Raw genomic sequence first — 24,731 nt, 5'->3', positions numbered from 1 at the left:
CGGGGTCTTGGATCCTAGCCCTCCGGATCTGACGGAATCTCGAGCGTGAAGCGGGCACCCTTCCCCTTCGCGCTCTCGACCGTCAGGTTGCCGCCCATCGCTTCGGCAAGGCGGCGCGAGATGTAAAGGCCAAGCCCAGAACCTCCGTCGCCGCTGCGGCCCAGGCGCTCGAATTTTGCAAATACTTTTGCCTGTTCATCAGTGGACAGCCCTTCGCCCTCATCGCCGACGGTGACGCGGGCGCGGGCATTTGCCTTCTCGACACTGATCCAGACCTGTCCGCCTTCGGGAGAGTAGCGGATGGCATTGCCGACAAGGTTGAGCAGCACTTGTAGCGTGCGGCGAAATTCACCGATTGCCGGGACGCTCTCGTCTTCACCAGGCGCATTGAGGATTATTCCGCGATCGCGGGCACGCACCCCGAGAATTCCCGAAGCCCGGCGCGCGACATCGGCAAGGTCGATTTTATCGGGGGCAGGCGCGAATTCCTCGTCTTCGACCATCTCCAGCGTAGTGAGGTCATCGATCAGTGCCAGCAAATGCTCGCCCGCCGAGGCGATGTCGGCCGCGTAAGCGCTGTACTCGTCCGCCAGTGGCCCAGCGAGCTGTGTACGGATTGTCTCGGAATTAGCGATGATGCGGCTGACAGGTTGACGAAGGACCGGTGCGATATCGCGGCCAATCCCCGCAGCGCGTTCCGGTTTTTGAGCATGCCCGCGAGCGACCTCGGGCAGCGGCTTGTTCGGGACAAGATAGAGCTCAAAACCATCCGAGCCCGGTTCGCCGCGCCCAAGGGGAACAAGCTGGACGGCCCATTCACGCGGAGAATCTGCCACAGCGACTTTCACGCCATCCAACAGGCGCCAGTGCATCGGTTGGCGATGGCCATTGCCTTCAGGCACCGCAAAATCTGTCCACGGCTGCCCGACTCCCGCCATCATAGCTTCGCCAAGGCTCTGTAAGTCAGGCGCGTTCCAGTCGACTGTCAGCAATTCCTGCTGCGGCCCGAGCCGTGCCGAAAGGCCTGCGAGGTGACGCACCAGAGCTAGGCGCTGGTATTCTTCACCTTCAGCGTCGGGTATAGGAATGCCCTCCGCTTTCCAGGTGCTGATGTTAATGATCGTGCCAGCTTTGCCCGGCACGACCTCGGCCCAAGCGGTTATCTGCTCGGTCGAATCCTGTGCACGAATTGCTCGAGAAATCCGTCGACCACTCTGCCGCGCCTTGCGTACCAGTTCGAGCAACGCCGGCGTGACAATTGGCCCCGGCAGTTCGCCTCCAGCCCGCAGGTGGAAGCTTGCAAGCGGTTCTTCCGCCTCGATCAGGCGATCATCGGCGTCAGTGCGAGCTCGGGCCGTCAGGATGTTTGTCGAAGCCATGGGATCAGGCCTTTTCCGCCGAAGGCAGCTTGGCCAGCAGGGCCATGGCGTCGTCTGCGGTCAAATTTTCGAAGCCTTCCGGCAATGCCAGATCCGGATGCAGGTAGTGCAACTGTTCCTCGACCAAACTCTTTTCAAGCCCCGCGGAACACAGCTCAACTGCGAGCCGCAAGGACTGCTTTTCACCGAGCGAAAGAATCGTAAAATCTCGTGGCTGGTCTGAAAGCAACGAAAGCGTACTGGAGAAGAATGCCAGACCGGCTCTGTCGATCTCGAGAGCCTCCGTTGCATTCGCTTCCATCATGCCGACCAGCGTTGCGAAATGCTGCGCGCGGCGCTGCGATGGATCATAGTATTCCCGCAATTGAGCAGAAGCGGCCGCGACCGCATCTTTCTCGCGGGCGAGACCATCAATAAGAGCCGACAGGGCAAGATCGAACAATTCCTGCGGCAATTCGGTTATCGCCAGCTCCATCCGGTGACCTTGTTGAACAAAACGCGCCTGTGCAGCGATTGTTCGCATGGCAGTCGCGGATATTTGCTGTTCCGAAGAAACCGCAAGTTCCTGCAAGAACGGGCTGCGAACGGGATCGATGCCGATGCGCTGGCTGAGCCGCTCCGAGACTAATGTCTCGATCGCAAGTGCATGTAGATGGGACAGAAATTCAGCCTCATCCAGCAGCTTCGCAGCGAGCATGTTGGTTCGCTGGCCAATAAAATTATCCGCCTGTGCGCCATCCTGCTCGACAACGGCAAAAATGAGTTGGCGAGCGATGTTGGCTGTCATTCCGCGAATGTGCGCGATGACCTGATCGTTGAACAATGTGTGATCGTCGTTGAGCAGGAGATGGCGGATAATCGGGCCGGTTGTTGCGAGAACCGCATCGCCATGCGCCAGCTCGGCACGCAGCATATCTCCCACAGCATCCGCCGAAGCATCAGATTGGCCATATTCGCTCATGCGTGCGGATTATCCTGTTAGCGTTAATTCCGCGTTAGCCGCTGTCTTTCGCATCAGGAGCCAATTTGACCGCCAGCAGGAGGGCCACCACCGACATGATGGCGACCTCAGGCGAAAATATCGCGGCGACTACGCCAATTGTGGCAGCCACCACGGCCCGGTCACGCAGAGTTTCGACGATTCCCCGCACTGCGCGGCGATCGAGCAAGAGTAGTCCAGCGACCAGAACAAAAGCAGGAAACGCTGCACGATACCAAAGGCTGTCTATCGCAAGAAAGGCGATCACGAGCAGAACCGCATCAATCGCCCGTCGTAGCCATGGCAACCGCGCAATTCTTCCGAAAGGTGCGACTGCAAGGCGCGAGAGGGATAAAAAGCTTTCCAGGAGCGGAACCGCCAGGGCCGCGAGGCCAAAGGCAGCCACAGGCTGATCATAGATTGCCGCCGCAACAGACCCGCCAAGAACTATCGCGGTGACGGCAAGCAAGACCGGCCGCGCCCACTTGCGCGCCATCAACCAGGATCCGGTGCGCGAAACGGCAAAGCGTGCCACCGTGCGAGAGACAGCTCCGTTTGACGGGGCTCCAAGCTGGTCGCGCATCCAGTGCTTTTCGCGCAATTCCGCCGTCTGGGCATCGCAGATGAGCATCCAGCGGCCATCATCGAGTATCGAATCGGCCAACCGCGCCTCTGGCAGGCGTTTTTGCAGAGCGATACGAAGCAAGGCCGCGTGGGGTGCAGCATCCTCCGGCAAGCTGGTAAGCGCTTCCAGCCACCGTCCCGGCATCGTCACCGCCCCGCCCCATGCGCGGTCGAGATCGATACGCTCGAAGCCTGCCGCTGCTCCTGGGCCAGCGGATGTCACCAATAGGCGATCGCCATCGGCACGTAGCAAGTCGAGCGCCTGGCGCGATTCGGGCAGCAGGCCGGGTTGCAGTACAAGCAGGCTGTCTTCACCGCCAATCGCGCCTGCAAGTGCGTGGCTGTTGGAAATCGCTTGATAGCGCAAGCCCGCTCCCTCGACCGCTTGACGGAGCGAGATTGCGTCGGATGAAGCGCCGCCACCATGTGCAATCACCATCGTGCAGCCGCATTCGCGCGCGAACAGCAATTGCCGTTGCGCGATGGATTTGCCGGCTATGATGGGCTGAGCGCCCTCCCCCGGCATTGGCAGGCTGATAAGTGCGGCCCGCAAGTTCTCAAGCTCCTGTCGACGCGATCCTTTGCGTCAAGCTAGGGGCCGAGTGGCATACTGCCAAGGCGATTGGTCAGCCGCTTGCGGAAAACCTGCTGGCATAGGTGTTAAGCTTGCGCACGACTGCGGGGTCACCCGGTGCACCATCAAGCGCTTCTTCGGCCAGCAAAACGAGATCCCCGGCGTGAAAACTGGCTCCCAATCCGCTCAGGCGTTTGGCGGCGGTCTGCCAATTGCCATCGCATCGGGCACGGCTGAGCAGGTCGATCTGGCGCACGAGGCTGTCGGCGAAACTTGTCCGCAACTCGGCCATCAGCGCAGGATCGTTTCCTGCGACTGTCGAGAGCGTCATTTCGAATTCGGACTGCGCATAGGCCATGCCCTACGATGGCGGACAACGTGTTAAGGCGGGGTTTCAAGCCTTGTAGGTTGTGCTAAATGTCCCAGGATGACACGTCGCCGAAACTTTGTGCCCGCCGAAGAAGGCGAAACACTGGAAATTGAACCGACTTTTGGTCGGCATGAGGTCGAGGAAACTTCTGCCGAAGCCGTCGATGAAGTCGAATGGGAAGAACCTGTCGAGCTAGAGGAAGATTGGCTTGATGAAGGCCACTCCACGCGCCCTCGCGGAACGTGGATTGTGCCAGCAGTGGCGATCGCGGCCGGTCTTGCATGGACAGGCTTTTACGGATGGGTGCATCTGGAAACGATGATGTCCGGGGCAAGTGCCGAGCAATGGACACAGTGGATCGCAACCTGGTCTATGCCCGTCATTCTCATCATCGGCTTCTGGTTGCTGGCGATGCGCAACAGTCGGCGCGAGGCCAATCGCTTTACTGATGCTGCACGGGCATTGGCTTACGAATCGTCCCAACTTGAATCGCGGCTCACCGCAGTAAACCGCGAATTAAGCCTGGCCCGCGAGTTTATCGCGTCCCAGTCGCGCGATCTCGAGGCATTGGGCCGTGTCGCGACAGAGCGGCTGTCAACCAATGCAGATCGCCTGCAAGAGCTGATCCATACGAATAGCGCCCAAGTGGAAACAATCGGAACTGTCAGCGATAACGCATTGGCAAATATGGAGCATTTACGCGACCAATTGCCTGTCCTGTCCAATGCTGCACGCGATATGAGCAATCAGATTGGCAACGCAGGCAACATCGCACATGGCCAGATCGAAGCGCTGGTTGCCGGATTCGACCGATTGAACCAATTTGGCGAGGCGGGCGAAAAGCATGTTGAGAACATCAGCGAGAAGGTTACAACTGCGCTCGACTCTTTTGACATGCAGGTCACAGCGTTGGGCGAAGTTACGCAAGCCCGCTTCGGAAAGCTGCGCGAAGTAAGCGAGGCTTTCCGAACCGACATTATCGAGTCGGAAGATACTGCTTTCGCCTCGATCCGCGCCCGCGCCGATGAACTCTCCGAGTTGCTCACTGCACGGCAGGCAGAACAGCGCGAAAGCCAGGATGCCGCCTTGGCTGCCATGCGGAATGAGATCACGATTCTTACAAATGAAGGCGAGCAACTCCTTTCATCACTTGCTGATGGGCGGGAGAACGCCGTTGCCGCCTGGAGCGACGCGCTCGCCGAATTGCAGAGCCGCATAACTGACACGATCACGCGAGTTTCGGCTGTGGACGAGAACGCGATGGAAGGCGCCAGACAGCGTCTTGCTGCACTTTCCGAGCAAATCGAACGCACCGATACACACGCTGCCAGCAGCCTCGAAGCTTTCGATCTGGATATGCGGCGCCGCAAGGACGCGGCTTCTGATCGTCAGCAAGCAGAACTGGCAGAGTTGGAAGAACAGCTTGCCGCGTTCGATGCCCGAATGGCGCATCGCCGAGAGGAATATGCCGCGCTGCTTGGCTCGCTAGGCGAACGTAGCGAAGCCCTTTCCACTCGACTGGATGCAATCGACAGCAACATTCGCAGGCTCGCCCAGGAAGGAGACGATACGCGCGACACGCTCGACTCAGTCACGCAAGAATTCACCGATCGTCTTGCACAAAGCCGTGCTGCGCTTGAGGAAAACACGGCGCATATCGCTCGCTTGACCGACGATGGCGTCAGATTGCTGGAAATCATCCGTTCGGGAGCCGATCACTCTCAAGGCGCACTTGCAGATTCGATCAGCCAGGCCGAAGCGCGTTTGGCCAGCTTCAGCACCGAAACAGACAGGCTGCATACTCTCGTTACCGAAGCAGAGTCGCGTGGCGAATTGCTTGCCGCCCACGTCGCTTCGGCGCATGGCAACAGTGCCTCCACGCTCGAGCAGATGCAGGCGCTTGAAGCACAAATTGGCATCGTGACTGCAGAAAGCGAGAAACTGGCCGAAGAAACAACCAGCGAGTTGCGTGAAGCCATCCAGTTGCTGGCTGGCTCCTCGACACAAGCGCTTGAAAGCCTGCGCGAGGACCACCGCGAGGTTATCGAAGAAATCGCCTCGCGGATTTCGGAACAGAGCCGCGAAAGCGTGGCTGAGGCCATCCGGCGAGACACCACCGCAGTTATCGAAGAAATAGAGGAGGCCGCATCGCAGGCCGCCGAGCGCGGTAGGGAAACTACGCAATCCCTGCGCGATCAGCTTTCAATGGTGAACGAACTGGCCGGTAACCTCGAGCAGCGCATTACAGCTGCGCGTGCGCAAGCCGAGGAGCGGGTGGACAGCGACTTCTCTCGTCGCATCGCGCTGATCACTGAATCGCTTAATTCCGCAGCGATCGATATCTCCAAGGCCTTCGAAACCGAAGTTTCCGACACCCAGTGGGAGCACTATTTGCGCGGAGACCGGGGCATTTTCACGCGTCGGACAGTCCGTTTGCTGGGCCGCCAGGATACTAGGTCGGTGGCCGAAATTTACGGCGAGGACGGCGAATTCCGCGAAACGGTCAACCGGTTCATCCACGATTTCGAAGGGATGCTGCGCGAAGTGCTATCGACCCGCGATGGCAATGCCCTGGCAGTCACGCTGCTTTCCAGCGATACCGGCAAGCTCTACGTGGCACTAGCGCAAGCCATCGAAAGGCTGCGCAACTGATCCCCAGACTGGCGCTTGAAAAAGCTAGCTTTCGCTTGGCTCGTAGCCGGGTGGATTACCGAAGATGTTGATATCGTCGACCGTGATCCAACCTTGCATGTAGTTGGCTATGTACAGCCCGCAAAGCACAGCTGCGATAACACTTGCACGTAAAGCGAGTTTTCCAGGGCGGAAATTGACCGGCGCGCTGTCGGCCTGTCCTGGCACTTTCTCCACCCCGGCTTCATCGGCGGTGCGCACACCGAACGGCAGCAGCAGAAATGCACTCATCACCCAGAACAATGCGTAGATCGCAATTATCGAAGTGAGCTTCACTGCGTAGGTCCTTAGACTTCACCAAGGAGGATTACGCGCGTCTGCGGCTTCTTGCCTGACCAGCGCTGCGCAGCGCGCCGTGCAGCTAGCCGCGCTGCTTCCATAATAGCGTCGCGGTCTTCACGGCGGCCCTTGCGCAATTTCATAAGGGCATCGACCACATCGGCCTGTGCCTCGGAAATGAATTCGGGATAGTCCTCGTCCAGCGGCAGGCCGATACCTTCGATCTGTACCCCGCCCTCGCCATCAAGAACGACGATCAGCATTCCGTCACGCGACATGCGACGTCGCATGGTGACCGCGTCGCCATCTGCCGGCACAATAACATCGCCATCGAGAACGAGGCGACCGGTGTGAATTTCGGCCAGCTTTTCCGGCACTCCGGGAGCGAGGCGGATAATATCGCCATTCTGCTGGACGATATTGTGCTCAATGCCATTGGCACGGCCCAACCGGCCCTGTTCCTGCATATGGCGCATCTCGCCATGGACCGGCACGAGGATATCCGGCCGTAGCCAGCCATATAGCGCTTCGAGCTCGGGCCGCCCCGGGTGGCCGGACACGTGGATTTCACTCTGCCGGTCCGTGACCATCTCGATCCCGCGCCCGGCGAGCTGGTTCTGCACCCGCCCGATGGCAAGGTCGTTGCCGGGAATGACGCGGCTCGAGAACAGCACCACATCGCCTTCGACCAGCGCGAGCGGATGGTTGCCATCAGCGACACGGCTGAGCGCAGCGCGTGGTTCTCCCTGACCGCCGGTGGCCAGGATCATCAGTTCACCACGCGGTATTTCCATGGCCGCATCGAAACGAACGGTTTCAGGAAAATCGCGAAGATAGCCATTAGCCTTCGACACCTCGATGATGCGGTCTAGCGAGCGGCCGGCCACACACAGTTGGCGGCCTGTTTCGCGCGCCACATCGCCCAGAGTCTGGAGCCGCGCGACGTTGGACGCGAAAGTCGTGACCAGCACGCGCTTGCCGCTGTGCTTCTGCACTTCTTCCAGCAGGCCGCGATAGACCGCGCCTTCACTGCCCGAAGGCACCGGGTTGAAGACATTGGTCGAATCGCAGACCAGCGCCAGCACGCCCTCGTCACCTATCTCGGTGAGTTCGGCGTCGGTGGTTGGCTCGCCGATGATCGGCTCTTCGTCCAGCTTCCAGTCGCCGGTGTGGAACACGCGTCCGTAAGGCGTGTCGATCAGCAGCGCATTTCCCTCCGCGATCGAGTGGGCGAGCGGCAGGTAGGTGATATTGAACGGGCCGATGTCAAAACTGCCGTGATCGTCATCGATCACGTTGAGCTCGATTGACTGGGTTAGCCCTGCCTCGTCAAGCTTGCGGCGGATCAGGTCGGCGGTGAACGGTGTTGCGTAAAGCGGTACATCGAGTTCGCCCGCGAAATAAGGGATCGCGCCGATGTGGTCTTCATGCGCGTGGGTCAGCACGATGCCGAGAAGGTCCTTGGCGCGCTCCTCGATGAATTCCGGATCAGCGAACATCAGTTCGGTACCGGGATATTCATTGCTGCCAAAACTCATGCCGAGATCGACCATGAGCCATTTGCCTTTGCAGCCGTAGAGATTGACGTTCATGCCAATCTCACCCGAGCCGCCAAGCGCAAGGAAAAGCAGCTCGTCCTGCGGGGTGTAATCTTTTTTCATTATGCTCCTGCGCGGCCGGTTGCACGATCAGCAAAGATCTGCAGGCCGCGTATGGTAAGATCGGCGTCAATTACGTCGAATATGTCGGTTTTCTCGTCGAACAATATGGCGAGCCCGCCCGTCGCTACAACCTTTACCGGTCGCCCTATTTCGGCCTTCATGCGCTGGATCAGGCCTTCCATCATGGCAACATAGCCCCAGAACACGCCGATCAGCATCTGGTCTTCGGTGTTGCGACCGATCACGCTCGTGCCTTCTGGCGCGCGAATGGCAATGCGCGGCAGTTTTGCAGTTTTGCCGACCAGCGCGTCCAGCGAGAGATTAATGCCCGGCGCGATGATGCCGCCCTTGTAGGCTCCGTTGAAGTCGACCGCTTCAAACTTGGTCGCAGTCCCAAAATCAACCACGATCATGTCACCGCCGAAAAGCTCATGCGCCGCAATGCAATTGAGCGCGCGGTCGGCCCCCAGCGTGTGCGGCTGTTCAACGTCGATCTCGAAATCCCATGCAGCAGCCCCCTGCCCCGCAAACAACGGTTCGACGTTGAAGTACTTGTTCGCCAGTACAGTCAGATTGTGATCTGCGCGCGGCACGACCGAGGAATATATGATGCGGTCAACATCGCTCCGTGTGAATCCTTCGATCGCCAGCAGTTGGAGTAGCCAGGTCGCGTATTCATCACCCGTGCGACGGGGGTCGGTGGCGATACGCCAGCGCGTACGGATCTCGGACCCATCGAACAGTGCGAAGACAACATTTGTGTTTCCGACATCAACTGCCAGCAGCATCGGTTCCATCCTCCAGCATCACATCGCCTGCGTGAATGACATGGACAGCGTCATCGGGCAAACGCAGCCGCAGCGCTCCGTCATCTTCAAGTCCGGCAAACTCGCCGGATATGGCAGTTCCACCCGGTTGATGAACGCGCAGCGCGGTGCCCACCGGGTGTGCCGCAGCACGCCAGCGGTTCATGATCGGGCCAACGCCGAATTCACGCCAACGCCGCACTTCGATTTCCAACTGTGCGGCCAGCCTTTGCGCCACAAGATCGCGCGACGGTGTAGGAGTGGCATCCGACAACGCGCCCACTTTCCGCCCGTCAATTTCGGGAGCTGCGGCAAGATTTATTCCGACCCCGATTATTATACTGTCGCCTTCGCGTTCGAGCAGCAGGCCACAGAATTTCGCCCGGCTGAGCAAAAGATCGTTGGGCCATTTCAGCTGCAGCGCATTTGGATCAGGGATCAGCGGCAACAGCGTTTCATAAACTGCGATCGCTATGACAAAACTGAGACTGGCAGGTGGCGGATCATGCGGTTGCAAACGCACGGCAGTGGAGCCCATGAAATTGCCCGGCGCATCGAGCCATTGCCTCCCCTGCCGTCCGCGCCCGCTAATTTGGCGATCGGCGACGAGCCAGTAGCCTTCCGCAATCACATCTCCGTTGCGCACGCGCGCGGCAAGATCGGCGTTTGTGCTGCCTGTCTTGGGAACTATCTCTATCAACGGCCTATTGTCAGACGGGCAGCGCCAGCGATGCCGCTGCCATATCCGCCAGGTCGCCGAGCCATCCGGCCGCCAGATATCCGAGCGGGGAAATGATGATCGCGCAGATCAGCAGCAGCGCCCAATGCGGCGTATCACCCTCGCCCTTCACCGTGCCGACGGCGTCGTCGAAGAACATGATCTTGACGATCTTGATGTAGTAGAAAGCACCAATGACGCTGGCTGCGATACCGATGGCTGCCAGTGCCAGCAGGTCGGCCTGCACAGCCGCCTGGAACACAACGAACTTGCCCCAGAAGCCGAACAGCGGCGGAATACCCGCCAGGCTGAACATCAGCGCCATCAGCGCCCAAGCCACCGCCGGTCGCGTCGTTGCAAGTCCCGCGAGATCGGAGATGCCCTCAAGCTGGTTACCATCCGCATCGCGCATCAGCAGCACCGCAACAAAGCTTCCCACGGTCATCACGGTATAGATCGCCAGATAGACCATCATCGCGCTCACACCCGCAGCTGTTGCCGCTGCAAGGCCGATCAGGATAAAGCCGACGTTATTGATAGACGAGTAGGCGAGCAGGCGCTTGACGTTGGTCTGGCCAATAGCGCCCAAGGCACCGATCACGATCGACAGCAATGCCGCCGCGATGACGACCTGTTGCCATGCGTCGGCCTGCGTGCCGAAGCCTTCCATCGTGAAACGCGCAAGCAAGGCAACGGCTGCGACCTTGGGCGCGCTGGCGAAGAACATCGTCACCGGCGTTGGAGCGCCTTCGTAAACATCGGGCGTCCACATATGGAACGGTGCGGCGCTGATCTTGAAAGCAAGGCCCGACAGGATGAAGATCAGGCCGAACAGCAGGCCCATATTCATGCCTGAGGAAACAGCCGTGGCGATCCCGCCAAAGTTGGTCGTTCCGGTAAAGCCGTAAGTCAGGCTCATACCGAAGAGCAGGATGCCGCTGGCAAGCGCACCAAGCACGAAGTACTTGAGACCCGCCTCGGCAGAACGCTCGTCATCGCGCAGCATGGCGGCCATAACATAGGCGGACAGCGAGTTGAGCTCGAGCCCGAGGTATAGCGTCATCAGGTCATTGGCCGAAACCATGATGCTCATGCCCAGCGTTGCGAACAGCACAAGGATCGGGAATTCGGGCTTCATCCACCCGATTTTCTCGAAAAAGCGCGGGGCGATCATCAAGGTCGCGCCTGATGCGGCGAAGATCATCAGCTTGGCTAGCCCGGCAAAGGCATCGGCCCTGAACAAGCCGCCGAAAGCGACCGTGTCAGGCCCACTGGCGCCAGCACAGACAGACGGTGCAACCAGCGCGAATGCTCCGCCAAGGGCGATGGCGGCAATGATACTGGTCGCGCGCGAAAACTTGTCGCCCCCGAACGCTGCCAGAAGCACCAGGAACAGTCCGACGATACCGAGAACCAGCTCGGAGGCGATCAGGGCGAAGGAAGCCGAATAGTCCATCAGTGCGCCTCCCCTTCAGCCGCATCATGCGCTGCCGGCTCCACCTGCAAAGGTTCGGCAATCACCAGGTGCGCATCGCTTTCCGGCGCCGAACCGGACAGTCGTTCATCAAGCCACGCGATATCGGCGCGCATGGGGGCAAGGAAGCTTTCGGGATAGACACCCATCCACAGCACTGCCGCCGCGATCGGGGCAAGCAGGAGATATTCTCGCTTTGAAAGGTCGGGCATGGCCGCAGCGTCCTCATTGACCTGCTGGCCGAAACAAACGCGGCGATAGAGATAAAGCATGTAGGCAGCGCCAAGAATGATGCCGGTGGTGCACACAAAGGCGACCCAGCTGTTGATTTGGTAAATACCGGCAAGTGCGAGGAATTCGCCGATGAAGTTGCTAGTCCCCGGCAAGCCGACGCTCGCCATGGTGAACAGCATAAACAGCGTCGCATAGGCTGGCATGTTGATGCTGAGGCCGCCGTAGCGAGCGATCTCACGCGTATGCAGGCGGTCGTAAATCACACCCACACACAGGAACAGCGCGCCCGACACAAGACCGTGGCCGAGCATAATCATCATCGCGCCTTCAAGGCCCTGAACGTTGAAGGCGAACAGGCCGACGGTCACGATGCCCATATGGGCCACCGATGAGTAGGCGATCAGCTTCTTCATGTCGTGCTGCACCAGCGCGATCAGGCTGGTGGCGACGACTGCGACCATCGACAGCCCCCAGATCAGCCACACGAATTGCGCGCTGGCATCGGGGAACATCGGCAGGCTGAAACGGATGAAACCGTATCCGCCGAGCTTCAAAAGCACGCCGGCAAGGATCACAGATCCTGCCGTAGGTGCCTGGACGTGCGCATCGGGAAGCCAGGTGTGGACCGGCCACATTGGCATCTTCACCGCGAAGCTGGCGAAGAAGGCGAGCCACAGCCATGTCTGTGCCTCGGCTGCGAAGTCGTACTCCATCAACACGGGGATGGAAGTCGTGCCGGCCGCATTTGCCATCCACAGCATGGCGATCAGCATCAGCACCGATCCGAGCAAAGTGTAGAGGAAGAATTTGTAGCTGGCGTAGATCCGGTTATCGCCGCCCCATACCCCGATGATCAGGTACATCGGGATCAGGCCGGCTTCGAAGAAGATGTAGAACAGGAACAGGTCCTGCGCGGCGAACACGCCGATCATCAGCACTTCCATGAACAGGAAAGCCGCCATGTACTCGCCAACGCGCTTGGTGATCGCGTTCCAGCTCGCTCCGATACAGATCGGCATCAGGAATACGCTGAGCATGATCAGCATCAGCGCAATCCCGTCGATCCCCAGTGCATAGGCGAACCCGCCGAAGATCGCGGAATACTCCTGGAACTGCCATTGCGCACCGCCGATGTCGTAATTCACCCACAGCAATACGCCGAGCGCTAGGTCGATCAGCGTGGCGGCCAGCGCAACCATGCGCGCAGGCTTCGCGTCCACGAACAGGCAGATGATGGCGCCCAGCATCGGCACCGCCAGCATGGCGGAGAGGATCGGAAAACCATCCATCAGAACAGCACCCAGGTGATGGCGGCGACAAGGCCAATAAGCATGATCAGGGCGTAACTCGTAAGAAGACCGGACTGAACTTTCTTCGCAAGGCCACTGCCCTGCAACACGACCCACGCGGCCCCATCGGGACCAAAGCGGTTGATCGTGCCCTCGTCACCACGTTTCCACAGGATGCGGCCGAGCCAGAAAGCGGGAACGACGAAGATGTAATGATACAGCTCGTCGAAAAGCCATTTGCGATGAACAAAGGTGTAGATCGGACCGAGCTGCTCGACAGTCTGGCGCGGCAGGTCGGTGTTACGGATATAGGCGTACCATGCTCCGACAAAGCCGAGCACCATCACGATGAAGGCGGCATACTTCACCAGCACCGGCACTTCATGCATCGCGTGCATCAGACTTGCGTTGTAAGCGATGGACCCATTCCAGAAGCTTTCCTGATCGAGGAAGGCATCGTGAAACACCTGACCTGCGAAGATCGCGCCGATGCTCAGCAGGCCGAGTGGCGCAAGCATGGTCCACGGGCTTTCATGCGGGTGATAGCCGCCGGTGCCCTCATGATCGGAAGCCGCGGGCACGTCATGATGGTGCAGTTCGCCCGCGTCCTCCTGGCTGGCAGGATTGTGATCATCGGGATCATCATGGCCGTGATGAAGCGCATGCTGGATATGCTCGGACTGCGCCCAACGCGGTTTGCCCCAGAAAGTAAGGAACATCAGGCGCCAGCTGTAGAAGCTCGTCAGCAGCGCGGCGATCGTGCCGAGCCAGAAGGCCATGTTTGAGTATTCACCGGCAGAGGCATAGGCGACTTCGAGAATGGCATCCTTCGACCAGAAGCCAGCGAAACCTGCCTGGAGGTGGTAAATCCCCACCCCGGTGATCGCCAGCGTGCCCGCCATCATCGCCCAGAACGTGAACGGAATTTCTTTCCGTAACCCGCCGTAATAGCGCATGTCCTGCTCGTGATGCATCGCGTGGATTACGCTACCCGCGCCAAGGAACAGCAGTGCCTTGAAGAAGGCGTGCGTGAACAGGTGGAACATCGCCGCGCCATAGGCGCCAACGCCCGCAGCGAAGAACATGTAGCCGAGCTGCGAGCAGGTCGAATAGGCAATCACGCGCTTGATGTCCCACTGCGTCGTGCCGATGGTTGCGGCGAAGAAGCACGTGGCAGCGCCGATCACCGTCACGAACGCAAGCGCGGCAGGCGCAGCTTCGAACATGGGCGATAGGCGGCAAACCATGAAAACGCCTGCTGTCACCATGGTGGCAGCGTGGATCAGTGCGGAAACCGGTGTCGGACCTTCCATCGCGTCGGGCAACCATGTGTGCAGGCCAAGCTGCGCGGATTTGCCCATTGCGCCGATGAACAGCAGGATGCAGAGCACGGTCATCGTATCGACACGCATGCCGAGGAAGCCGATACTGCTCGCTCCTTCCATCGCCGGAGCCATCTCAAGGATTTCGGGAATGCTGGTGGTCTGGAACACCAGGAAGGTGCCGAAGATGCCGAGCATGAAGCCAAGGTCGCCGACGCGGTTGACCACGAAGGCCTTGATCGCGGCGGCGTTGGCGCTCGGCTTCTTGAACCAGAAGCCGATCAACAGGTAACTCGCGAGGCCCACGCCTTCCCAACCGAAGAACATCTGGACGAGGTTATTGGCGGTCACCAGCATGAGCATGGCGAAGGTGAACAGCGAGAGATAGGCGAAGAAGCGCGGCTGGTCCGGATCTTCGTCCATATAGCCCCAGCTATAGAGGTGGACGAGCGCGGAAACGCTGGTGATCACCACCAGCATCACGGCTGTCAGCGTATCGACCCGCAGCGCCCAGTCGAAGCTCATCGCGCCGGATTCGACCCACTTCATCACCGGCACAACGGCGGCGCTTTCGCTGCCGGTCAGGAAACCGAGGAAGATCGGCCAGCTTAGCGCACAGGCGAGGAACAGCCCGCCGGTCGTAATCAGCTTGGCAACGAAATTGCCCAGCATCCGGTTGCCCAACCCGGCGATAATGGCCGCCAGCAAGGGCGCGAAGACGATAATCAGGATGGAGGTCTGCAAGTCCCTAGCCCTTCATCTGCGTTACATCGTCCACCGCGATCGTGCCGCGTGAACGGAAATAGATGACGAGGATGGCGAGCCCGATGGCCGCTTCACCCGCAGCCACGGTCAAGACGAACATGGCAAAGACCTGTCCCGACAAATCGCCAAGGAAGGCACTGAAAGCCACGAGGTTGATGTTGACCGCGAGCAGGATCAACTCGATCGCCATCAGGATGACGATGATGTTCTTGCGGTTGAGGAAGATGCCCAGCACGCCGAGCACGAACAGGATCGTGCTGACGACTATGTAATGCTCGATGCCAATCACAGCTCGACCCCCTTGCCGATTTCCGGCTTCACGTTCAGCGTCGCTTCTTCAGGACGACGGCTGACCTGCTTGGAAATATCCTGATGCCCGCGCGTGCTGCGCTGTTCGCGGTGAGTCAGAACGATCGCGCCGATCATCGCGACGAGCAGGATAATGCCAGCCAGTTCGAACAGGAGCAGGTACTTGCCGTACATCAGCACGCCGATGTTCTCGGTATTGCTCGCGCCAGCAACCGGAGCCGCGTCACCCAGCGGAGTGCCAAGGTCGAGCTTGCCCGCACGATAGGCACCAATGCCCAGCACCAGCTCTGCCAGCAGGATCACTGCCACGGCCACGCCCAGGGGTGCGTTCTTCATGAAGCCGGCACGCAGTTCGGCGAAATCGATGTTGAGCATCATCACGACGAACAGGAACAGCACCGCGACCGCGCCTACGTAGACCACGATCAGCAGCATCGCGAGGAACTCGGCCCCGACGATGACCATCAGGCCCGCGGCGTTGAAGAAGGCGAGGATCAGCCACAGCACGGAATGCACCGGGTTGCGCGCAAGGATCGTCATCGCGCCGGACGCGATTACGATGGTGGCGAACAGGTAGAAGGCAAACGCGGTCAAATTCGGTCCCCGTGGGTTCTTGCGGCGCGGTTAGCGGTAGGGGGCGTCGGCTTCAAGGTTTGCGGCAATCGCCCGCTCCCACTTGTCCCCGTTCGCCAGAAGTTTGGCTTTGTCGTAGAGCAGTTCTTCGCGCGTTTCGGTCGCGTATTCGAAGTTCGGACCCTCGACCACGGCATCCACCGGACAGGCTTCCTGGCAGAAGCCGCAATAGATGCACTTGGTCATGTCGATATCGTAGCGCGTGGTGCGGCGGCTGCCGTCGGAGCGCGGCTCGCTCTCGATGGTGATCGCCTGCGCCGGACACACCGCCTCGCACAGCTTGCACGCGATGCAGCGTTCCTCGCCATTGGGATAACGACGCAACGCATGCTCACCGCGAAAACGCGGGCTAAGCGGGTTTTTCTCGAACGGATAGTTGATCGTCACCTTTGGCTTGAAGAAATACTTCAGCGTTAGTGCATGAGCCTTGAGGAATTCCCACAAGGTGAAGCTCTTGATGAGTTGGGCAGCGGTCATGCCGCACCTCCGTAACGTGTAAGCATGAGCCAGCCCGAGATCAGGAAAACGAAGATCAGGCTCATCGGCAGGAACACTTTCCAGCCAAGCCGCATCAATTGGTCATACCGGTAACGCGGCACGGTCGCCATGACCCAGCTGAACATGAAGAAGAAGAAGAACGTCTTGCCGAGGAACCAGACGATGCCGGGGATGTCGAACCACGGGATCAGGTCCACGTTGAGCGGGGGCAGCCAGCCACCGAAAAACAGCAAGGTATTGAGCGCGCACATCAGCAGGATGTTGGCATATTCGCCGAGCCAGAACAGCGCGAAGGCCATCGAGCTGTATTCGGTCTGGTAACCGGCGACCAACTCACTCTCTGCCTCGGTCAGGTCGAAGGGAACGCGCTGCGTCTCGGCAAGGCTGGAGATGAAGAACACCACCCACATCGGGAACAGCAGCAGGTTGAACCAATATCCATTCACGATGCCGAAGCCGTGGCCAAGCTGTGCGTTGACGATCTCAGTCAGGTTGAACGTGCCTGCGTAAAGCACGACGCACACGAGGATAAAGCCGATCGAGACTTCGTAGGAAATCATCTGCGCGGCGGCGCGCATCGCGGAATAGAATGGATATTTCGAGTTACTCGCCCAGCCCGCCATGGTGATGCCGTAAACCGACAGTGAGCTGATCGCGAGGATGTATAGCAGGCCGACATTGATATCTGCCAGCACTACTCCCGCATCAAACGGGATCACCGCCCAGGCGACCAGCGCCACGGTAAAGGTGATGATCGGGGCGAGCAGGAAGATGCCCTTGTTTGCCGCACTGGGAATGATGGTTTCCTGCAGGAAGACCTTCAGCCCGTCGGCAAAACTTTGCAGCAGCCCGAACGGCCCGACCACGTTGGGGCCGCGCCGCAAATTGATGGCCGCCCACACCTTGCGGTCGACGTAAATGATCATCGCGACAGCCAGCATAAGTGGCAGGGCGATCAGCAGGATGCCGATGACGGATGCGAGCACTGTCGCCCAGCCTTCCATCATGCCTTGGGAGATGAAGAACTCGGTCATTCCGCTGCCTCCTTCAACTCATCGCCATGGAGCAATTCGTCCGAGCAGCGCTGCATCACTAGGCTGGCGCGGGCGATGGGGTTGGTGAGGTAGAAGTCTTTCACCGGATAGGCGTTGATCGTGCCCGATGGGGCTGACCCGGCAGGAGCGGATGGCAGCGCACCAAAGTCCGCAATCTCGCCCTCATTGCCCAGTGCAGGCACGTCTGCCGTCATGGCAGCGCGCAGTTCAGTGTAGTTGTCGAAGCCAACCGTTACGCCCAGCGCATCGGCAAGCGCGCGCAGGATCGTCCAGTCCTCGCGTGCGTCGCCCGGTGCGAAGATCGCCTTGTCGGCCATCTGCACGCGGCCCTCAGTGTTCACATAGGTGCCGGGCTTCTCGGTATAGGCGCTCGCGGGCAGGATGATATCCGCCGCATGCGCGCCCTTGTCACCGTGATGGCCGATATAGACCTTCAGCGCCTCGGGGAACTGGCCGAAGTCGACCTCGTCCGCACCCAGAGCCAGCACGACCTTGGGCTTTGCCGCGACGATATCTGCCATGCCACCTTTCTGCGCAAAGCCGAGCATCAGCGCGCCCATGCGGGCCGCGGAGAAGTGGAGCACGTTGAAGCCGTTCCAACCGTCCTTCACCATGCCGAAATCATGCGCGATCCGCAGCGCAGCATCATGCGCGCCAGCGACTAGCCCCGCCCCGCCGATGATGACCGCAGGCCGTTCCGCGCCCTTGAGCGCATCCTGCACATGACCGGGAAGATTGCCGAGCAGTCCGACATCTTCGCCAAGGAACTCGGCCGTATAGGTTGTTTCCCATTCGGGACCGACCACGAACACCTTCGCACCGCGCTTGGCCGCCTTGCGCAGGCGGACATTTACCAGCGGCGCTTCCCAGCGGATATGGCTGCCGATGATAAGGATAGCGTCCGCCTCCTCGATCCCGGCAAAACCGCTGTTGAAATTCACGCCCGCAAGACTGGACACATCGTAATCCATGCCCGTCTGGCGGCTTTCGATGAGGTCCGAACCGCTCGCCTTGAGCAGCGCCTTGGCGGCGAACATTGTTTCGCAATCGACCATGTCGCCCGCGATGGCGGCGATATTCATGCCCGGCTTGGCCTTGGCGATCTTCTTGAACGCCTCGTCCCAGCTAGCCGCTTCGAGCTTGCCGCGACGGCGGATGAAGACCTTGTCGAGACGGCGGCGTGTCAGGCCATCGACCTGGTAGCGCGCCTTGTCCGAGATCCACTCTTCATTCACGTCATCATTGTTGCGTGGCAGCACGCGGAGAACTTCGCGTCCGCGGCTGTCGATACGGATGTTGGAACCCACTGCGTCCGACACGTCGATGCCGAGCGTCTTCTTCAGCTCCCAAGGGCGGCTTTCGTAAGCGTATGGACCGCTGGTAAGCGCGCCTACCGGGCAGAGGTCGATCACGTTTGCGGAAAGCTCATGCTTGGCCGCCTGCTCGAGATAAGTGGTGATCTGCATGTCTTCACCGCGATAAAGCGCGCCGATTTCGTCCACGCCGGCGACTTCTTCGGAGAAGCGCACGCAGCGGGTGCAGTGGATGCAGCGGGTCATGATCGTTTTGATCAGCGGGCCCATGTGCTTTTCGGTCACCGCACGTTTGTTCTCGTGATAGCGGCTCGCCCCGCGGCCATACATCATTGCCTGATCCTGCAAATCACACTCCCCGCCCTGATCGCAGATCGGGCAATCGAGCGGGTGGTTGATGAGCAGGAATTCCATCACGCCTTCGCGCGCGGTCTTCACCATTTCGCTATCGGTGCGGATTTCCTGACCCTCGGTCGCAGGCAGCGCGCAGCTGGCCTGCGGCTTGGGCGGCCCCGGTTTCACTTCTACCAGGCACATCCGGCAGTTACCGGCGATACTTAAACGTTCGTGGTAGCAGAAACGCGGGATTTCCTTACCCGCAAGTTCGCACGCCTGCAGCACGGTGGCGCCATCAGGTGCGTCGATTTCCTGTCCGTCTACGGTGACTTTAGGCATTACTCAGCGGCCTCCTGCAAGCTGCCTTCACGTTCGGCAATGCGGCGTTCGAGTTCAGGGCGGAAATGTTTGAGAAGGCCCTGTATCGGCCATGCGGCAGCATCGCCCAGCGCGCAGATGGTGTGTCCTTCGACCTGCTTGGTCACCTGGTAGAGCATGTCGATCTCTTCGGGCGTGCTCTCGCCTACGCGTAGCCGCTCCATCACGCGCCACATCCAGCCTGTGCCTTCGCGGCAGGGCGTGCACTGGCCGCAGCTCTCGTGCTTGTAGAAATACGAAAGGCGGCTGATGGCGCGGACGATATCGGTGGACTTGTCCATCACGATGACCGCCGCCGTGCCGAGGCCTGACCCGAGGTCTTTCAGCCCGTCGAAATCCATCGGCGCATCCATGATCTCGGCAGCCGGGACCAGTGGGACAGATGATCCACCGGGGATCACGGCCAGAAGGTTGTCCCACCCGCCGGTGATGCCGCCAGCGTGTTTTTCGATCAGCTCGCGGAAGGGGATGCTCATCGCTTCCTCGACGACGCAGGGCTTCTCGACATGGCCGCTGATCTGGAACAGCTTTGTGCCGTGGTTCTTGTCGCGTCCAAAGCTGGCGAACCAGCTTGCACCGCGCCTAAGGATAGTGGGAACGACCGCAATACTTTCGACATTGTTGACCGTCGTGGGACAGCCATACAGACCCGCGCCTGCCGGGAATGGCGGCTTGAGGCGGGGTTGGCCCTTCTTGCCTTCAAGGCTTTCGATCATCGCGGTTTCTTCGCCGCAGATGTATGCGCCCGCGCCGCGGTGCATGAAAACATCGAAATCGTAGCCGGACCCGCTGGCGTTCTTGCCGATCAGTCCGGCGTCGTAGGCTTCCTCTATGGCCGCCTGTAGAGTTTCGGCTTCGCGGATATACTCGCCGCGAATGTAGATGTAGGCCGCCCTCGCCCGCATGGCAAAACCCGCGACGAGCGCGCCTTCGATCAGCTTGTGCGGATCGTGGCGGATGATTTCGCGGTCCTTGCACGAACCGGGTTCGGATTCGTCGGCATTGATGACGAGGAACGACGGGCGGCCATCCTTGCTCTCTTTGGGCATGAAAGACCATTTCATGCCCGTCGGGAAGCCGGCTCCACCGCGTCCGCGCAGGCCCGATGCCTTCACCTCTTCGATGATGGAATCCTGGCCCTTGGCGATCAGGTCCTTGGTGTTGTCCCAGTCACCACGCTTTTCAGCCGCCTTCAGGCCCCAGTCCTGGAACCCGTAAAGGTTGGTGAAGATGCGGTCCTTGTCAGCCAGCATCGCCATTTTCCTTGTTCTTTTTCGCCTGCGCGCCGAGCACCGCCGAGAGCGCGAAAACCGTGGTCGCGAGCGCCATGAGTACTACGCCGATAACCTGATCCTGCACGAACGACATATACGCACCGATGCCGAAGATCATGAGGCCCACGGCAAGCAAGACTTTCTGCTGTCCGGTCATCCCATGCCCCCGAAAACGAAAATGGCTGCAGCTGCAAGGATCACGACGAGCGCGATGGTCTTGATGATGCCCTTGAGCACTTTCCACGCTATCACGACGAGGATCAGCGCGATGAGGATGGGGAAAATCTGGTCCATTACCAATCGCCCCGATAATCGTGGTTTGCGTCGACCATTTCTTTCAACGTCGTCGGCCCACCAGCTGGCTCGGAGGTGTGGCGTCCCGGCTCCTGCGTGCCGGTCTTGGGCTGCTCGCCAGCTGCCAGCGCATCGAGGATTACATCGAGCCGCTGCGGGTTCAAATCCTCGTAATTGTCGTCATTGATCTGGACCATCGGCGCGGTCGCGCAATTGCCCATGCATTCGACCTCGCTGAGCGTCCAGAGCCCGTCATCAGAGACCTTGCCGAAATCCATGCCGCGCTTCTTGCACGCCGCCATGATCTCGTCCGACCCGCGCAACATGCAGGGCGTGGTGCCGCACACCTGCACGTGGAATTTGCCCACCGGAACAAGGTTGTACATCATGTAGAAGGTCGCGACCTCAAGCACGCGGATCACCGGCATGCTCAGATATTCGGCAACATATTCCATCACCGGCAGCGGCAACCAACCCTGAGTACCAGTCTCTTCACCCACTTGGCGCTGCGCCAGATCGAGAAGCGGCATCACCGCGCTTTTCTGGCGGCCCTCGGGATATTTCTTGATGTGCCAATCGGCCTTCTCACGGTTTGCATCCGTGAAAGACCATCCATCCCAGCGCGCGCGCAGTTCGGGAGTGTCAGGGGCGATATGTCTACCGGCCATGCGCCAGTCTCCGTTCGATATAGCGGCCCACATAAAGGCCGATCACCGCAGCAAAGGCGGTGGAGAGAATGTCCTTAAGCGGCGCTTCTCCGTGGAAGACCGCGAGATATGCCGCGACCGCCGATGCGAATGCGGCGAATGCGGCGACGACAATGAAGAGTTCGCGGAGGATCACCGGTCACACTCCCCGAACACCACGTCGATCGCGCCCAGAATGGCGGTCGCGTCGGGCAGCATGTGGCCCTTGGTCATGAAGTCCATCGCCTGCAAATGCGAGAAGGCGGTCGGGCGGATCTTGCAGCGGTAGGGTTTGTTCGACCCGTCGCTCACCAGATAGACCCCGAATTCGCCCTTGGGGCTTTCGGTCGCGACATAGACTTCGCCCGCAGGGACGTGAAAGCCTTCGGTGTAGAGCTTGAAGTGATGGATCAGCGCTTCCATCGACTGCTTCATCTCGGCGCGCTTGGGCGGAGCGACCTTGCGGTCATCCGTCGCAATCGGGCCTTCGGGCATTTCTGCCAGGCACTGCTTGATGATACGCGCGGACTGGTAGACTTCCTCGCAGCGAACCATGAAACGGTCGTAGCAATCCGAATTGGTGCCGATCGGAATCTCGAAATCCATCCGGTCGTAGACATCATAAGGCTGCGATTTGCGCAGATCCCACGGAATGCCCGCGGCGCGGATCATCGGGCCTGAGAAGCCCCAGGCAATCGCATCTTCCTTCGACACATGCGCAATATCGACATTGCGCTGTTTGAAAATGCGATTGTCCTGCACCAGGCTCATCGCATCACCGAACAGTTCGGGCAGGCGATTGTCGCACCAGTCGCCAATATCCGTCAGCAGCTTGAGCGGCACATCCTGATGCACGCCGCCAGGGCGGAAATATGCTGAGTGCATACGCGCGCCCGAGGCGCGTTCAAAGAAATTGAGGCAGTCCTCGCGCAGCTCGAACACCCACAGGTTCGGCGTCATGGCGCCAACGTCCATCACATGCGCACCGATGTTCAGCATGTGATTGCATATGCGCGTCAGCTCAGCAAACAGCACGCGCAGATATTGCGCGCGGATCGGCACTTCGACGTTGAGCAACTTCTCGATGGCAAGGACATAGCTGTATTCCTGCGCCAGCGGGGAGCAGTAATCGAGCCGGTCGAAATAGGGCAGCGCCTGCAGATAGGTCTTGTATTCGATCAGCTTTTCGGTGCCGCGATGCAACAGGCCGACATGCGGATCGACACGTTCGACGATTTCACCGTCCAGCTCCATCACCATGCGCAGCACGCCGTGCGCTGCAGGGTGCTGCGGGCCAAAGTTGATCGTGTAGTTCGAAATCACCTCACCATCGGTGGTCAGTGATTCTTCCAGAGTCAGGCCGCTCATGACTTGTCTCCAACATCTGGCTTCGTTGCACCCTTGGTGTCGTGAACCGAGCCTTCGCTCTCCTCACGATCGGGCCGCTCTTCGGTCGGTTCGGGCGCGTCCGGTTCGTCCATTCCGGACTCTTCCTCGGCAGGCGATCCGGCGCTGACCTTTTCGGCAGCCTTCTCGTCGGTGGCCGCGCCGGCGCCGGTATCTTTCGGACTGTCGGTCGTTTGCGATTCGTCGACCGGCGGAATGTCGGCCTTCTCGTCACCGGGCAGCACGTAATCGGCACCTTCCCACGGCGAGGTGAAGTCGAATGTGCGGAAGTCCTGAGCCAGCTCGACCGGCTCATACACGACGCGCTTTTCTTCTTCGGAATAGCGCAGTTCGGTATAGCCCGTCAGCGGGAAGTCCTTGCGGAAGGGATGCCCTTCAAAGCCGTAATCGGTGAGGATGCGGCGCAGGTCGGTATTGCCGTCAAAGGTCACGCCATAGAGGTCGAAAACCTCGCGTTCGAGCCATCCGGCAACCGGCCACAGCGTGGTCACCGTGGGAACCGGCGTATCTTCATCGGTGCTCACCTTCACCATCACGCGGTGGTTCTTCGTAAGGCTGAGGAGCATGTAAACGACTTCGAAGCGCTCGTCGCGACCGGGATAATCGACACCGGCGATCTCAACGAGCTGCTGGTAATCGTGATCGTCGCGGAGGCTGCGCAAGACATCTTCAATGCTATCACGCTTCACGGTGAGAATGATCTCACCATAGGCTTCGCTGCTGTCGATCACGTGAGCGCCCAACGCCTTGGTCAGCGTGTCACGCACACCCTCGTTCGACGCGATCCGGGGAGCCGAATGGAACACGCTCATCGTTCGATCGTCCCGCTGCGGCGGATCTTGCGCTGCAACTGCATCACACCATAGAGCAGCGCCTCGGCAGTCGGAGGGCAGCCGGGGATGTAGATGTCGACCGGCACGATACGGTCACATCCGCGCACCACCGAGTAGCTGTAGTGATAGTAGCCACCGCCGTTGGCACAGCTGCCCATCGAAATGACGTATTTCGGATCGGACATCTGGTCGTAAACGCGGCGAAGTGCTGGGGCCATCTTGTTACACAGCGTACCGGCCACGATCATCACGTCCGACTGACGTGGGGAAGCGCGCGGGGCGACGCCGAAGCGTTCCATGTCGTAGCGCGGCATGTTGACGTGGATCATCTCGACCGCACAGCAAGCGAGGCCGAACGTCATCCACCACAGGCTTCCGGTGCGCGCCCACTGAAACAGGTCTTCGGTGCTGGTGACGAGGAAGCCCTTGTCATTCACCTCGCTCTGCAGGGCATTGAAATAGTCCGCGTCAGGCTGCTTCACCTCACCGCCCATGGCGGCAGGCTGATCCTGGTATGGCGGATAGAGAGCGGGTTCGCCCGGCATCTCTT

Annotated in this window: 25 protein-coding genes; 1 reads left to right on the top strand and 24 read right to left on the bottom strand. The window is 59.8% G+C overall.

What is annotated here, in order from left to right; genetic code table 11:
- Positions 1-14: 14 nt before the first annotated feature.
- The 4 genes from AAC850_RS05265 to AAC850_RS05250 all read right to left on the bottom strand — a co-directional run bounded on the left by AAC850_RS05265 (position 15) and on the right by AAC850_RS05250 (position 3,914).
- Complete coding sequence (locus tag AAC850_RS05265; RefSeq protein ID WP_340587605.1) at positions 15-1,379, bottom strand: sensor histidine kinase; 1,365 nt, start codon at positions 1,377-1,379, stop codon at positions 15-17.
- A 4-nt stretch (positions 1,380-1,383) separates the two neighbouring features.
- Positions 1,384-2,340, bottom strand: coding sequence for a hypothetical protein (locus tag AAC850_RS05260; RefSeq protein ID WP_340587604.1), 957 nt, complete (start codon positions 2,338-2,340; stop codon positions 1,384-1,386).
- Between the two features lie 34 nt (positions 2,341-2,374).
- Positions 2,375-3,508: a hypothetical protein gene (locus tag AAC850_RS05255; protein ID WP_340587603.1), complete on the bottom strand. Its 1,134-nt coding sequence runs from the start codon at positions 3,506-3,508 to the stop codon at positions 2,375-2,377.
- A gap of 100 nt (positions 3,509-3,608) precedes the next feature.
- A complete protein-coding gene (locus AAC850_RS05250; RefSeq protein ID WP_340587602.1) occupies positions 3,609-3,914 on the bottom strand; it encodes an Hpt domain-containing protein in 306 nt (101 codons plus the stop codon).
- 69 nt (positions 3,915-3,983) lie between these two features.
- Between AAC850_RS05250 and AAC850_RS05245 the strand changes: the two genes are divergently transcribed.
- Positions 3,984-6,578, top strand: coding sequence for a hypothetical protein (locus AAC850_RS05245; RefSeq protein WP_340587600.1), 2,595 nt, complete (start codon positions 3,984-3,986; stop codon positions 6,576-6,578).
- Between the two features lie 24 nt (positions 6,579-6,602).
- Here the strand turns inward: AAC850_RS05245 and AAC850_RS05240 are convergent, their stop codons facing one another.
- The 20 genes from AAC850_RS05240 to AAC850_RS05145 are packed head-to-tail and all read right to left on the bottom strand — an operon-like array spanning position 6,603 to position 24,675.
- Positions 6,603-6,893, bottom strand: coding sequence for a DUF1467 family protein (locus AAC850_RS05240; RefSeq protein WP_340587599.1), 291 nt, complete (start codon positions 6,891-6,893; stop codon positions 6,603-6,605).
- Positions 6,894-6,904: 11 nt separating this feature from the next.
- Positions 6,905-8,557: a ribonuclease J gene (locus tag AAC850_RS05235; RefSeq protein WP_340587594.1), complete on the bottom strand. Its 1,653-nt coding sequence runs from the start codon at positions 8,555-8,557 to the stop codon at positions 6,905-6,907.
- Complete coding sequence (locus AAC850_RS05230) at positions 8,557-9,345, bottom strand: type III pantothenate kinase (protein ID WP_340587593.1); 789 nt, start codon at positions 9,343-9,345, stop codon at positions 8,557-8,559. The genes AAC850_RS05235 and AAC850_RS05230 overlap by 1 nt, the downstream gene beginning before the upstream one ends.
- Positions 9,329-10,063: a biotin--[acetyl-CoA-carboxylase] ligase gene (locus AAC850_RS05225; protein ID WP_340587592.1), complete on the bottom strand. Its 735-nt coding sequence runs from the start codon at positions 10,061-10,063 to the stop codon at positions 9,329-9,331. The genes AAC850_RS05230 and AAC850_RS05225 overlap by 17 nt, the downstream gene beginning before the upstream one ends.
- 10 nt (positions 10,064-10,073) lie before the next feature.
- On the bottom strand, positions 10,074-11,537 hold the full coding sequence (gene nuoN / locus AAC850_RS05220; protein WP_340587591.1) for an NADH-quinone oxidoreductase subunit NuoN: 1,464 nt from the start codon (positions 11,535-11,537) through the stop codon (positions 10,074-10,076).
- Positions 11,537-13,078: an NADH-quinone oxidoreductase subunit M gene (locus AAC850_RS05215; RefSeq protein WP_340587590.1), complete on the bottom strand. Its 1,542-nt coding sequence runs from the start codon at positions 13,076-13,078 to the stop codon at positions 11,537-11,539. Before AAC850_RS05215 ends, nuoN begins: the two co-directional genes overlap by 1 nt.
- Positions 13,078-15,144, bottom strand: a complete 2,067-nt coding sequence (gene nuoL, locus AAC850_RS05210) for an NADH-quinone oxidoreductase subunit L (RefSeq protein WP_340587589.1) — start codon at positions 15,142-15,144, stop codon at positions 13,078-13,080. The genes AAC850_RS05215 and nuoL overlap by 1 nt, the downstream gene beginning before the upstream one ends.
- 4 nt (positions 15,145-15,148) lie before the next feature.
- Positions 15,149-15,454, bottom strand: a complete 306-nt coding sequence (gene nuoK, locus AAC850_RS05205) for an NADH-quinone oxidoreductase subunit NuoK (RefSeq protein ID WP_340587588.1) — start codon at positions 15,452-15,454, stop codon at positions 15,149-15,151.
- Positions 15,451-16,068, bottom strand: a complete 618-nt coding sequence (locus AAC850_RS05200) for an NADH-quinone oxidoreductase subunit J (protein WP_340587587.1) — start codon at positions 16,066-16,068, stop codon at positions 15,451-15,453. The genes nuoK and AAC850_RS05200 overlap by 4 nt, the downstream gene beginning before the upstream one ends.
- A 30-nt stretch (positions 16,069-16,098) precedes the next feature.
- Positions 16,099-16,584 (bottom strand): NADH-quinone oxidoreductase subunit NuoI, encoded by a 486-nt coding sequence (gene nuoI / locus AAC850_RS05195; protein ID WP_340587586.1) that lies wholly within the window; start codon positions 16,582-16,584, stop codon positions 16,099-16,101.
- Positions 16,581-17,639: an NADH-quinone oxidoreductase subunit NuoH gene (gene nuoH, locus AAC850_RS05190; RefSeq protein WP_340587585.1), complete on the bottom strand. Its 1,059-nt coding sequence runs from the start codon at positions 17,637-17,639 to the stop codon at positions 16,581-16,583. The genes nuoI and nuoH overlap by 4 nt, the downstream gene beginning before the upstream one ends.
- Entirely contained in the window at positions 17,636-19,648 is a 2,013-nt protein-coding gene (nuoG, locus tag AAC850_RS05185) for an NADH-quinone oxidoreductase subunit NuoG (protein ID WP_340587584.1), read from the bottom strand. Before nuoG ends, nuoH begins: the two co-directional genes overlap by 4 nt.
- Entirely contained in the window at positions 19,648-20,940 is a 1,293-nt protein-coding gene (gene nuoF, locus AAC850_RS05180; RefSeq protein WP_340587583.1) for an NADH-quinone oxidoreductase subunit NuoF, read from the bottom strand. The genes nuoG and nuoF overlap by 1 nt, the downstream gene beginning before the upstream one ends.
- Complete coding sequence (locus tag AAC850_RS05175; protein WP_340587582.1) at positions 20,930-21,118, bottom strand: hypothetical protein; 189 nt, start codon at positions 21,116-21,118, stop codon at positions 20,930-20,932. The genes nuoF and AAC850_RS05175 overlap by 11 nt, the downstream gene beginning before the upstream one ends.
- Positions 21,115-21,255, bottom strand: a complete 141-nt coding sequence (locus AAC850_RS05170) for a hypothetical protein (protein WP_340587581.1) — start codon at positions 21,253-21,255, stop codon at positions 21,115-21,117. The genes AAC850_RS05175 and AAC850_RS05170 overlap by 4 nt, the downstream gene beginning before the upstream one ends.
- Positions 21,255-21,923, bottom strand: a complete 669-nt coding sequence (gene nuoE, locus AAC850_RS05165) for an NADH-quinone oxidoreductase subunit NuoE (RefSeq protein ID WP_340587580.1) — start codon at positions 21,921-21,923, stop codon at positions 21,255-21,257. The genes AAC850_RS05170 and nuoE overlap by 1 nt, the downstream gene beginning before the upstream one ends.
- Positions 21,913-22,098: a hypothetical protein gene (locus AAC850_RS05160; RefSeq protein WP_340587579.1), complete on the bottom strand. Its 186-nt coding sequence runs from the start codon at positions 22,096-22,098 to the stop codon at positions 21,913-21,915. Before AAC850_RS05160 ends, nuoE begins: the two co-directional genes overlap by 11 nt.
- Complete coding sequence (locus AAC850_RS05155) at positions 22,095-23,309, bottom strand: NADH-quinone oxidoreductase subunit D (protein WP_340587578.1); 1,215 nt, start codon at positions 23,307-23,309, stop codon at positions 22,095-22,097. Before AAC850_RS05155 ends, AAC850_RS05160 begins: the two co-directional genes overlap by 4 nt.
- The gene (locus tag AAC850_RS05150) at positions 23,306-24,160 is read right to left on the bottom strand and encodes an NADH-quinone oxidoreductase subunit C (protein WP_340587577.1); all 855 of its coding nucleotides are present in this window, start codon (positions 24,158-24,160) and stop codon (positions 23,306-23,308) included. The genes AAC850_RS05155 and AAC850_RS05150 overlap by 4 nt, the downstream gene beginning before the upstream one ends.
- Positions 24,157-24,675 carry a NuoB/complex I 20 kDa subunit family protein gene (locus AAC850_RS05145; RefSeq protein WP_340587634.1) on the bottom strand — a complete coding sequence of 173 codons (519 nt, stop codon included), beginning with the start codon at positions 24,673-24,675 and terminating at the stop codon, positions 24,157-24,159. The genes AAC850_RS05150 and AAC850_RS05145 overlap by 4 nt, the downstream gene beginning before the upstream one ends.
- Positions 24,676-24,731: the final 56 nt, after the last annotated feature.

The sequence above is a fragment of the Erythrobacter alti genome (assembly GCF_037996805.1).
Taxonomy (GTDB): domain Bacteria; phylum Pseudomonadota; class Alphaproteobacteria; order Sphingomonadales; family Sphingomonadaceae; genus Alteraurantiacibacter; species Alteraurantiacibacter alti.
The sequence above is the reverse complement of the archived record's forward strand: the minus strand, read 5'-3'. Positions and strand labels throughout refer to the sequence as shown.

What these genes read in the sequence shown, in the direction of transcription:
- nuoF (WP_340587583.1), bottom strand. Translation starts at nt 20,940, where the DNA reads ATGCTGGCTGACAAGGACCGCATCTTCACCAACCTTTACGGGTTCCAG.
- AAC850_RS05255 (WP_340587603.1), bottom strand. Translation starts at nt 3,508, where the DNA reads ATGCCGGGGGAGGGCGCTCAGCCCATCATAGCCGGCAAATCCATCGCG.
- nuoE (WP_340587580.1), bottom strand. Translation starts at nt 21,923, where the DNA reads ATGGCCGGTAGACATATCGCCCCTGACACTCCCGAACTGCGCGCGCGC.
- nuoN (WP_340587591.1), bottom strand. Translation starts at nt 11,537, where the DNA reads ATGGACTATTCGGCTTCCTTCGCCCTGATCGCCTCCGAGCTGGTTCTC.
- AAC850_RS05230 (WP_340587593.1), bottom strand. Translation starts at nt 9,345, where the DNA reads ATGCTGCTGGCAGTTGATGTCGGAAACACAAATGTTGTCTTCGCACTG.
- AAC850_RS05265 (WP_340587605.1), bottom strand. Translation starts at nt 1,379, where the DNA reads ATGGCTTCGACAAACATCCTGACGGCCCGAGCTCGCACTGACGCCGAT.
- AAC850_RS05250 (WP_340587602.1), bottom strand. Translation starts at nt 3,914, where the DNA reads ATGGCCTATGCGCAGTCCGAATTCGAAATGACGCTCTCGACAGTCGCA.
- AAC850_RS05175 (WP_340587582.1), bottom strand. Translation starts at nt 21,118, where the DNA reads ATGACCGGACAGCAGAAAGTCTTGCTTGCCGTGGGCCTCATGATCTTC.
- nuoI (WP_340587586.1), bottom strand. Translation starts at nt 16,584, where the DNA reads ATGACCGCTGCCCAACTCATCAAGAGCTTCACCTTGTGGGAATTCCTC.
- AAC850_RS05150 (WP_340587577.1), bottom strand. Translation starts at nt 24,160, where the DNA reads ATGAGCGTGTTCCATTCGGCTCCCCGGATCGCGTCGAACGAGGGTGTG.
- AAC850_RS05235 (WP_340587594.1), bottom strand. Translation starts at nt 8,557, where the DNA reads ATGAAAAAAGATTACACCCCGCAGGACGAGCTGCTTTTCCTTGCGCTT.
- AAC850_RS05170 (WP_340587581.1), bottom strand. Translation starts at nt 21,255, where the DNA reads ATGGACCAGATTTTCCCCATCCTCATCGCGCTGATCCTCGTCGTGATA.
- AAC850_RS05155 (WP_340587578.1), bottom strand. Translation starts at nt 23,309, where the DNA reads ATGAGCGGCCTGACTCTGGAAGAATCACTGACCACCGATGGTGAGGTG.
- nuoG (WP_340587584.1), bottom strand. Translation starts at nt 19,648, where the DNA reads ATGCCTAAAGTCACCGTAGACGGACAGGAAATCGACGCACCTGATGGC.
- AAC850_RS05245 (WP_340587600.1), top strand. Translation starts at nt 3,984, where the DNA reads ATGACACGTCGCCGAAACTTTGTGCCCGCCGAAGAAGGCGAAACACTG.
- nuoH (WP_340587585.1), bottom strand. Translation starts at nt 17,639, where the DNA reads ATGACCGAGTTCTTCATCTCCCAAGGCATGATGGAAGGCTGGGCGACA.
- AAC850_RS05260 (WP_340587604.1), bottom strand. Translation starts at nt 2,340, where the DNA reads ATGAGCGAATATGGCCAATCTGATGCTTCGGCGGATGCTGTGGGAGAT.
- AAC850_RS05145 (WP_340587634.1), bottom strand. Translation starts at nt 24,675, where the DNA reads ATGGGCGGTGAGGTGAAGCAGCCTGACGCGGACTATTTCAATGCCCTG.
- AAC850_RS05215 (WP_340587590.1), bottom strand. Translation starts at nt 13,078, where the DNA reads ATGGATGGTTTTCCGATCCTCTCCGCCATGCTGGCGGTGCCGATGCTG.